Source organism: uncultured Maritalea sp. (assembly GCF_937139385.1).
Lineage (GTDB): Bacteria > Pseudomonadota > Alphaproteobacteria > Rhizobiales > Devosiaceae > Maritalea > Maritalea porphyrae_A.
The window spans coordinates 1-9,596 of record NZ_CAKZPW010000140.1; the positions used below are offsets into that span (position 1 = coordinate 1).

General features: G+C 50.0%; 8 protein-coding genes and 1 pseudogene. 5 read left to right on the plus strand and 4 right to left on the minus strand.

Annotated features, from left to right (window positions below; genetic code table 11):
- The first annotated feature begins 111 nt into the window (after positions 1 to 111).
- The 3 genes from Q0231_RS05745 to Q0231_RS05755 are packed head-to-tail and all read left to right on the plus strand — an operon-like array spanning position 112 to position 3,080.
- Positions 112 to 438 carry a hypothetical protein gene (locus Q0231_RS05745; RefSeq protein ID WP_299346180.1) on the plus strand — a complete coding sequence of 109 codons (327 nt, stop codon included), beginning with the start codon at positions 112 to 114 and terminating at the stop codon, positions 436 to 438.
- Entirely contained in the window at positions 438 to 1,427 is a 990-nt protein-coding gene (locus Q0231_RS05750) for a glycerophosphodiester phosphodiesterase family protein (protein WP_299346183.1), read from the plus strand. Before Q0231_RS05745 ends, Q0231_RS05750 begins: the two co-directional genes overlap by 1 nt.
- 3 nt (positions 1,428 to 1,430) lie before the next feature.
- Entirely contained in the window at positions 1,431 to 3,080 is a 1,650-nt protein-coding gene (locus Q0231_RS05755) for a Na/Pi cotransporter family protein (RefSeq protein WP_299346186.1), read from the plus strand.
- Positions 3,081 to 3,202: 122 nt separating this feature from the next.
- On the opposite strand, the gene Q0231_RS05760 is transcribed toward Q0231_RS05755, so the two are convergent.
- Genes Q0231_RS05760 through Q0231_RS05775 form a run of 4 tightly spaced genes read right to left on the minus strand, consistent with a single transcriptional unit; the run spans position 3,203 to position 7,043 of the window.
- Positions 3,203 to 3,814, minus strand: a complete 612-nt coding sequence (locus Q0231_RS05760; RefSeq protein ID WP_299346189.1) for an ABC-type transport auxiliary lipoprotein family protein — start codon at positions 3,812 to 3,814, stop codon at positions 3,203 to 3,205.
- On the minus strand, positions 3,811 to 5,124 hold the full coding sequence (locus tag Q0231_RS05765; protein WP_269394614.1) for an MlaD family protein: 1,314 nt from the start codon (positions 5,122 to 5,124) through the stop codon (positions 3,811 to 3,813). Before Q0231_RS05765 ends, Q0231_RS05760 begins: the two co-directional genes overlap by 4 nt.
- The gene (locus Q0231_RS05770; protein ID WP_269394615.1) at positions 5,125 to 5,889 is read right to left on the minus strand and encodes an ABC transporter ATP-binding protein; all 765 of its coding nucleotides are present in this window, start codon (positions 5,887 to 5,889) and stop codon (positions 5,125 to 5,127) included.
- Positions 5,886 to 7,043 carry an ABC transporter permease gene (locus Q0231_RS05775; RefSeq protein WP_299346193.1) on the minus strand — a complete coding sequence of 386 codons (1,158 nt, stop codon included), beginning with the start codon at positions 7,041 to 7,043 and terminating at the stop codon, positions 5,886 to 5,888. Before Q0231_RS05775 ends, Q0231_RS05770 begins: the two co-directional genes overlap by 4 nt.
- Before the next feature lie 617 nt (positions 7,044 to 7,660).
- On the opposite strand from Q0231_RS05775, the gene Q0231_RS05780 reads away from it, so the two are divergent.
- Positions 7,661 to 8,110 carry a MarR family transcriptional regulator gene (locus Q0231_RS05780; RefSeq protein WP_269394617.1) on the plus strand — a complete coding sequence of 150 codons (450 nt, stop codon included), beginning with the start codon at positions 7,661 to 7,663 and terminating at the stop codon, positions 8,108 to 8,110.
- 23 nt (positions 8,111 to 8,133) lie between these two features.
- Positions 8,134 to 9,596, plus strand: a pseudogene (locus tag Q0231_RS05785) (NAD-binding oxidoreductase); the annotation flags it as partial.

Sequence of the window (9,596 nt, forward strand, 5' to 3'; positions counted from 1 at the left end):
CGATATCGATGGCACGCTTAGTCATATTCAAGAGTTGTGCAGTCATGTGACGCCCCGTCACCCAACCTTAAAGTAAACCACCACGCAGTGCTGCGTTAACGAGTAATAGTTATGGCAACCAAATCATCAAATACTGGCTTTAAGCTTGGGCTAAAGAGCGGCCTGCGTATGGGGCAAACGGCTGCGGCGGTCTATCCCAAAGTGGCCAAATGGCTATGGCAGCGCCGTCAGCCAGAAGCGAAAGAAGTCCGCGAGCTATTTGAACAGCTTGGTGCAACAACTCTGGTGCATGGTCGGTTGGCGGGCAGCGGGGAACAGTTGGTCGCCAGCATGCCTGGGCATGTGGCGCAAGAGCCTGGTTCTATTATGAAATTTGGCGCGAACGCCGACGCATTGCATATGTTTGATGCTGCTAGCGGCAAGCGACTGGAGCAATAATGTCCCAATCTCAACTCGATGCATTTCGCGGGGGCGATCGCTTGGTGCGCATTATTGGCCACCGGGGTGCGCGGGGCATTATGCCTGAAAATACCATGGTGGGATTTGAGTGGACACTGCGCATGGGCGTTGGCGCGCTAGAATTCGACGTGCTTTTAACCAAGGACGACATTCCAGTAATCGTTCACAATCATCAACTTACGTCCTCTACGACGCGGGATCAGGATGGGCAATGGTTGCGGGGCCAGGAACCCACGATTTGCGATCTGACTTATGCAGAAATCTGTGGGTTCGATGTGGGGGGAATTGATAGCCGGAGTGCCTATGGGCAGCGGTTTCCCGATCAGGCGTTCTTGAGCCACATACGGGTGCCGCGCCTTGTCGATCTGTTGGAATTGGTTGCCCGTCCGTGTTTTGCAAAAACGGCACTTATGCTGGAGATTAAATCAGATCCCAAAGCTGAACAGCCAGGTGTTGCCCGCATAAATACTGTTAAACGGGTCGTTGATGCTGTGCGCAATACGGGTCTGTCCCATCGCACGATTTTGCATAGTTTTGACTGGGACATATTGGCAGAATGTCAAAGACAAGCACCTGATATGCCGGCTTCGTTTCTGACACAGATGCCAGAGAATGAGGACGATGCGGGGGAGGATTCGGCGCTTGGTTTCGGTGCTGAATTGAGAAAAGCGAAATCAATACCTGAACTCGTCGTAAAAGCGGGCGGTGAGCTGTGGTGCCCTTATATCAAGGACATTAATGCCCAAGACATTGCTCGTGCGAAAGAGCTGGGCCTGCTGGTGGTGACGTGGACAGTCAACGAAATTGATGACATTAACCAAGCCATTGAACTTGGCGTGGATGGCATTGTTTCAGACTATCCCGGTCGTGTGCAACATGCATTGTTGGCGCGTGATTATCATTGGTTGCCGACACTGCAAGATAAAGAGCCGCACGCGCGCCGTTTTCCGGAATCGGCGACGGTGTAGCCAATGGCACTTTTAGATTTTTTGGTCTCCATTTTTGGCGCAACGATGCTGCTGCTTTTTGCCGTGCGTTTGGTGCAAAATAGCATCGAACGTGTAAAGGGTCCTGAGTTCAGACGGCTACTCACGCAAACGCGTAGTCCTTACCGAGGAGCTGCAGTTGGTTTTGTTCTTGCCATTTTGTTGCAAAGCTCTGCGGCGGTGGCGGTTCTAACATCGGGGTTCTCTGTTGGGGGCGCGTTAAGTGCGGCCACGGGGCTTGCAATTATTCTAGGCGCTGATTTGGGTTCAGCAATTGTGGTGCGCATGCTGTCGTTGGATTTGCATTGGCTTGCGCCCATTTTGTTGGGCATCGGTGGATGGCTTTACTTAAAATTTAGTGCAAGGAACATCAGGCAAGTTGGGGGCATCTTGCTTGGGATTGCACTGATCATTGTGGCACTGGGCATGTTGCGCGCTACAATTGAACCCTTGCAGTCTAGCGACTTGTTGCCTGCCATCGAAAGTTCATTGGCCGCCGATCCGGTTTTAGCTTTTGTTCTGGGGGCCGTTTTGGCCTTTGTTATGCATTCAAGCGTCGCTGCCATTTTGATGTTTGGCGTTGCGGTTTCTGCCGGTGCGTTGTCTTTGGATGTTGGTATTGTTCTGGTGCTTGGTGCCAACCTTGGTGGCGCGTTGGTGCCCTTGTGGATCACACGCACTATGCCCATTGAAGCGCGGCGCGCGGTCACCTTAAATGTGGTGCTGCGTGGGCTCACCGCTGCAACCTTTGCATTGATTTTTGCACGTGGTTGGCTTGCCAATATCGACTTTGCGCAAATCGGCCTTATTGGTATCCATGTCTATTTCAACGTGGTGTTGCTGATCTATTTGCCTTTTGTTGGGTTGGTCGCCAAACTTGCGACCCGTCTAATGCCAGAGCAATTGCACAATCAAAACTCTGAACGATCTATGTTGGAACGCTCTTTGTTGGATGAGCAAGCGCTAAAGTCTGCCTCCACAACCATCATTTCCCTTAGACGCGAAGTTGTTCGGGTCACCCAGTTGACCGAGCAAATGACCAAAGAAGTTTTGACCTGGTTTACGATGGGAACAGCGCCGGATGCTGAACTGTTAAAACGCGATGCGCGGTTGGTGCATAATGCGGGCCAAGCCATTCGACAATATGTGACAAGAATTTCAGCTGAAAAACTGAGTAAATCCGAATTCAAACGTATGCGAGATCTGGCCGACTATGCTTTGTCATTGGAAGCTGCCGCCGATATTGTGGTCCAGCGGCTGCTCAATGTTGTTGAAACCTGCAGAAACGAAAAGCTGCGGTTCTCTGATAATGGACGCAAAGAAATACAAAGCATTGCTGAGCAGCTGTTGCAAAATATGTCCAAATCTTATGACCTACTGGTCACAGACGATGTTGAAGCCGCACGTGAATTGTTTCGCGATAAGGATGAGTTGGGGGCTTTGGTCGGACGGTCCAGAAAGCGCCACTTGATGCGTCTAAAAGACGGGCTTGAAACAAGTGTGGCCACGAGCGAATTGCATCTTGAGTGCTTGTCGGCAATGAAAGAGCTAAACGCGCGTACTGTTGCTAACGCTTATCCAATATTAAAACGTGAGGGGCAGCTTCTCCAATCGCGTCTGATCCTTGAGGGGTAGCCTCAAGGATTACAGCAATATTGGCTGTCGCAAAACCCGCTTTGCCGTCAGCGCCGCCCAACAGATGTGCGGTGTGGCGGAATTGCTGGGGACGATGAACTGACAAGTGCCAAAACCTTAGACTAGGCCGACTTTGCGCTCCAACTAAGAATTTGCAAAGCAACGTCGTGCAAGGCGGAATCAAGGCTTGCAATTGCACCCACATCAACGGTTCTTTGCAAGGGAACTGTCGCCGAAAACACAGCGGACGCAAAGATGCTGCCGCGGCGTTCGTTGACCAACTTTGCCGACAGTTTCACCGAAGCTTGCGGTGGCGTGCTTGTTGTGTCGATTTCAAAGGCGCGAATTTCTGTAGCAAGGGTCACGTCAACCGAAAGTTGATCGCTTGGGCGCCCAACGTTCTTAAAGGCTGCATTTTCAAATGTTTCTAAAAGGCGGGTTTGAATTAGAACAGGAAGACTGTCTGACCATTGGGCCTTTGGCAGATAACTTAGTACGCCACCAGCAGACCGTACAACAACGCGCTCAGTTTCGTAGGTTTGCACGGAAATTGGCCGTGTGATCACAAGTGTACGCGAACTGGCGCGGCGCACCCTATCGGTTTGAGCCGCGGTGAGATCAAACGTTTCGCGAGGAGCGGCGGTGATCGCGCACCCGATTACTGGCAGCGTTAGGCAAGCAGCGCCAGAAAGCAAAAAGAGGCGTCTTGTGTGAAGCTTTAGGTCATGTGTCATTGTTTTGTGTACTCCCGAACAGTATCGCCGCCAAATATGATGCCTTGCGGGTTACGTTCAACTTTTGCCAATACATTATCTAGTCGACGCAGGGTTGCGCGCGCATCAGATGCAAGCGCTTGGTATTCAGACAAGCCACCGCTTGTAAACTTATTTAGACCAGTGGCGATGGTTGAGGTTCGTGTGTCTAGGTTTTCAGCCAAAGACTGAATTGCTGCCGCGGCTGTTGAAAACTGTTCAAAAAGACCTTCATCACCAGCGCCATTTGCCATTTTGTCGATGGCATCGACGATTGAGCGAACTTGGGCCACAGAGATGGTCAACTCATCCGAAACGGTTGTCATATTACCCATGAAGGATTCTAGGTTGCCTTTGTTTTGCTCTAGGACTGAGGAAATAGCACCGATGTTTTCGATAAATTGTTTCACCGTCTCTGGGTCAATTCCATTGGTGATCGTTTCTACATTTTGTGTGATCTGGCCAATTTGTTCAGAGGATTTGTTAAGGCTGGCAGAAAGCGCAACCGCGTCATCAAAGAAGCTGTCGACGCTGTCTGAATTGCGGGAAATTGCCTCTGAGAACTTTGAGGCGTCTTCGATGATTTTGGCAACTTGGCCAGGTTCAATATCACCAATAATACCGCGCAATTGTTCTGAGAATTGGCGCAGTTCTGCACTGAGGGGACCGATTTCCTTGCCGGCGCCTGCAAGGCTTGCCAAAAACTGTTCGACCCCATCTGAATTGGCTGCAAGAGCGGCACTAAATGCTTCCACATTGGCTAGAGTTGTTGACGTGGTTGCCTCATTGTCATCCAAAAAGTTGTTGAGCCGATCAAAAGCTACGCTGGCACCGACAATCGTATCTTGCAGGCCATCAAGTATTGATTGAAAATCGGATTTGTCGGCAAGGATTGTCGCCGTACGGGTGCTGGTCGATGGGGGTAGCGCATTGGCGGTTGGTGAGCCACCTGAGAACTGCACATAGGCAACGCCGGTTAAGCCTTGGAACTCAAGAATTGCTTTTGTGTCAGTTTTGATCGGGGCTTTTGAATCCACTTCCACACTGGCAATAACCTTGCCCGGATCATTTGGATCAATGGCAACAGAGCGGACCTGCCCAATTTTGATGCCGTTAAACAACACGGGGGTGGAAACACTTAGTCCGGTAACCGTGCCTGTAAACACCACATTGTACTTGTTGGTGGTCACATTGCTGTCAAGAATAGCAAACCAATAGATGAAGCCGCCCGTTAAGAACATAACAAGCAGTGAAATCAATCCAACAAGCGAATAGTTTGCTTTGCTTTCCATCTATTTCTCTCCAATGCGGCGTGCCCGTGGGCCGCCGAAATATTCTCTTATCCAAGGATCGTCGAACTTGCGCACTTCGTCCAAATTTCCCTGACACATTAGTTTGCCTTTTGAAAGGATAACGAGATCACTACAAATTGCGCCAAGACTGTCCAAATCATGGGTAATCATGAAAACGGTGAGATCAAACGCTGCGCGCAGCTCCAAAATAAGCTTGTCAAATGCGGCCGCCCCAATGGGGTCCAGTCCGGCGGTTGGCTCATCCAAAAACAGCAATTGCGGATCAAGTGCTAGGGCGCGTGCCAATGCTGCGCGTTTTATCATACCCCCCGAGAGTTCGGAAGGAAAAAGATCGCCCGCATGGCGCGGTAGGCCAGCCATTTCGATTTTGGCGCGTGCGGTCTGACTGATTATTTTTGGATCAAGGTGAAAATGTTCTCGCATGGGAAGTTCGACATTTTCTTGCACCGTAAGAGATGAAAACAACGCGCCTTGCTGGAACAGAACACCGGTTTTCTGCCGAATGCGCAGAAGCGCATTTTGGCCGACTTGTCCCAAGTCTTCGCCTAAAATTTGAACTGATCCTGCGCGTATGGGCACGAGGCCCAATAGTGCGCGCATCGAAACGGATTTACCACAGCCGGAAGGGCCGATGACGCCGACCACGTCGCCCCGTTTGATCGAGAACGATAGATCATTCAAAATCAACCTGTCGCCAAAGCCGACGCCAAGGCCTTCGACATTTATGATGGGTGCTGAGGTCAAAATCCGATGGCTCCAAAATAAACCGCAAATATGCCATCCAAGACGATAACAATGAAAATTGATTTCACCACAGAGGCAGTTGTGTGACGGCCCAATGATTGGGTGGAGCCAGAAACTTGCAAGCCCTCTTGCACCGCAATAATAGCAATTGCCAGTGCCATCAGAGGTGCCTTTATCAATCCAACCGCAATTGATTGCAAATCGACCACATCGTTTAGCCGTGCAACGAAAACATCAAGTGCGACGCCCCCGGTTATGCGTGCGGCAAGCGCTGCGCCCAATATGCCCGCGAGTGCACCGATCAACCCAAGCGCTGGCAAACCAACGATTAGCGCAATGACGCGGGGCATAACGACGGCGCGGTAAGTGTCGAGCCCCATTACTTCCAAGGCATCAATTTCTTCACGCATTCTCATGGCGCCAATTTCTGCGGTAATGGCTGAACCTGAGCGACCAGCCACCATGATTGCGGCTAACAAAATGCCGATTTCACGCAGCATGAGTATGCTGCTCAAATCAACCACAAATATGATGGCGCCAAAGTTTTTGAGCTGCTCAATTGTTTGTTGAGTCAAAATGACACCAACCACCAATGAGATTAGAATTACGATGGGGATGGCGCGTAGAACGATCTCGTGGAACTGGTTGACAACAGCGGCAAAACGGATCGGTCCGCGCAGAGTGATCATGCGAAGCAGCGAGACGATAATTTGACCTTGCACCGTAACAAAGTCGACGCCCTCTTTTCCCGCCTCAACGATAATGCGACCCAGCGTGTCAATTGGCAGGGTGCGCCGCACATTTTTTACAGGCTCTGGGGCTTTATCCAGTTCGATAAGCTTTTGAACGAGTTCCAAGTGGCGGTGTTCACCGCCTTCAAATGTAATGGAATAGCCCAATTTGCTCAGTTTTTTGTATTGTGCTGCCAAGGCAGTTGCGCCAAATGTGTCTAGTTCGGCGACGTTGGAAAAGCTCCAAACCAACGCTGTTGGTTCGTTTAGATCTATTTGAAGAAGTGCGCCAGGCAATTTTGGTTGCGTGTTGACCAACTCATTTGCGGTCCAAGCGCCAACAATGCCGAGCTCGTTATTTTTCAGCGATCCAAAGCTTGGCTTTGGTCCGCTTGGCATTTTGTCATTTGATGTATGTGACAATTCTTTTTGCTCAACTTCACTTGGTGCCCAAAATGGGGCGTTTCTTAATAACACCTAAACGCAGAAGAATAAAATGATTAATCCTTACGCGGCTAAGGAATTTCGTCGATTGTTGGCGACTGACTTTTGTTTGAAAATGGCATTGTCTGGAAACTGAAATGGAAAGCGAACTAGGGCTTTTTTAGAAGCAGTAGTTCCATTGTAATGTGTCTATTCCGCTAGTTCTTTTAGCAACTTAGTTGTTGCCATAATCCCTTTAGCAACCGTGCCATTGTTTGGAATTTGATTGGCGGGAATGCCTTTTGGTATTTCAATAAGGGCGCGGGCGAGACGTTTTTTGATGTTGCACGCAGTTTCGCGACCTCGATTGGCGCGGCGTTTCGCGCGCAAATCTATGTCGGGAACAATTTGTTCGGCTGCAAGGTGGCTCTGTTTTCACCGTTCACTATGAGCTTGGAAGGGTCACAGCCATAAAGGCAGAACCAGCATTTTTCGAACGCGGTTTTCGCTTGTTCCCCGACTGTGAGTTCAATTTACTTAACATTGATAGTTATCTATGTTAATTATATATCCTCATGTGCTATGGTGTCTTACTAGGTGATCGGTGGAGGCACGTTTTGGCTAAAGAATTTACACTGCACAATCGGGTTGGTTTTAAGGTGACACGGTTGGCTCGGATAATGGAGGCGCGGCTAGAAAAGCAGCTGTCAGTTCATGGCGTCACACGACAAATGTGGTGTGTATTGCGTGGGGTGGGCATGGAAGATGTCAACACGCCTTCTGGTTTGGCGGATTATGTTTGTATTGCGCGGCCGGCTGTCTCTCGACTGCTAAAGCAGATGGAAGCGCGGGGATTCGTGGAACGCAGTGGCATTTACGATGACAAACGGTACACCGAGGTCGTGCTAACGGAATTGGGCGAAGAGAAAATGAAGGTGTGCCATGTTTTGGTGCGCGAACTCAATGACCACTTCGCCAATAAGTTGGACGCCAATACCTATGACATTTTGATGGATGCCATTGATGTTTTGACAGACGGTGAAGACGTAAAACTGATGCGTCTCTAGTTGCGAACTCGGCTTGGGGAACTGTGAAACTTTTTTCTGATAAAAATCGACCCGTCCACTTGGGGCCTTATCCGCTTGAGCGGTTGATACGCCGCGAAGATGGCGCGTTTGACTATGTGAACGCACCTGCATTTGAGCAGTTGAGTTTTGATAATCAAAAATCCCTGCAAAATATTGTGAACGCCATGAGTGAGGCTCAGGCAATGCTTGACGCTATTCGTGACGGCTTAATCAATAGGGCCGTGGCGCAGGTGTCGGATGATTTAGTGGAGCGGCAGAACCATTTGAAAGCTTTTGGCTATTTTTCCGATGTTTCGATGGCTGCGAGCTGCGCCCTTCGCCCAGAAATGATTTTGGATCAGCCATTTAGAAATCCCAATATTGATGATCTGGCGCACAAATTGCGCACGCAGCAGACTAAATCGTTAGCCTCTGGGGTCGATATGATTATGGCGGATTTGCGTGACGCAATGAATGCGCCGCCAAAGCATATGGATGGGCATAAGCACGCCTTCGTGTTTTTGGTGGAGCAACCGCGTGACGCAAGAAAAGACGAACCTGGCTATGATTGGCTTAGCGGCGCAAATCACCACCGCTCAGCATTAAGAGCTATGGAAGCCGCTGTCGTGATTGCCCAATATATTCGTTTGTTGGGCCATGAAGCGCGGGCGCACAGCCATTCCACCTCAGACGTAGACCTTAATCATTTGGCTGTTGCTTCGGGTTTGGCGACGGTCGAAAATGGTGAGCTGTTCAACCCATATCTTGGTACGCGCTTCTCCATAGCGGCAGTTACGACTGAGTTTGAATTTGCTCATGACTTGCCATTGGTTCCATTTGATGTGCAGCCGAAATCTAAAACCCATGGCATTGCTTGGCAATTGGGGGCAGGCACTGCAAAAAGTGCGCAAAATATTGACCCTTATAAAAACAGACGGTTTGTTGATGGGGCGCATCCGTTTGAAACGCTCAAGCGGATAGATAGCCCAACAACTTATATTGATGAAGATCGCGTGCCTAGGGTGCCAAAACGGACCGATATGTTTGCGCGTTCTTTGTTTGGCGATATGGGACCCAAAAACCAGCAGGCGTCGCGCAATGGTCAATATGTGCGCAAATCTGCACCTTCTATGGCGCAACGGCGCGGGCTCGGCGCTTTCGTTTTGCTGCAGGATGGGGGGCAAGAAGCCAAGGCATCGGCTGCAACAAATGATCCGCACACCAACGCTGAAAACATCAAAGCCATGTCCCATTTTTTGGGCGTGGATGCGGTGGGCATTTCGCGCTGCCCAGATTGGACTTGGTATTCGCACGATGCGACGGGTGAGCCGATTGTGCCGCCCCATGATCAAGCAATTTCGATGGTGATCGATCAGGGGTATGAAACCATGGAAGGGGCGTCGGGCGATGATTGGATCGCTGTTTCCCAATCCATGCGCGCTTACCTCCGGTTTTCAATATTTGGAAGCATTGTTGCCAAACAAAT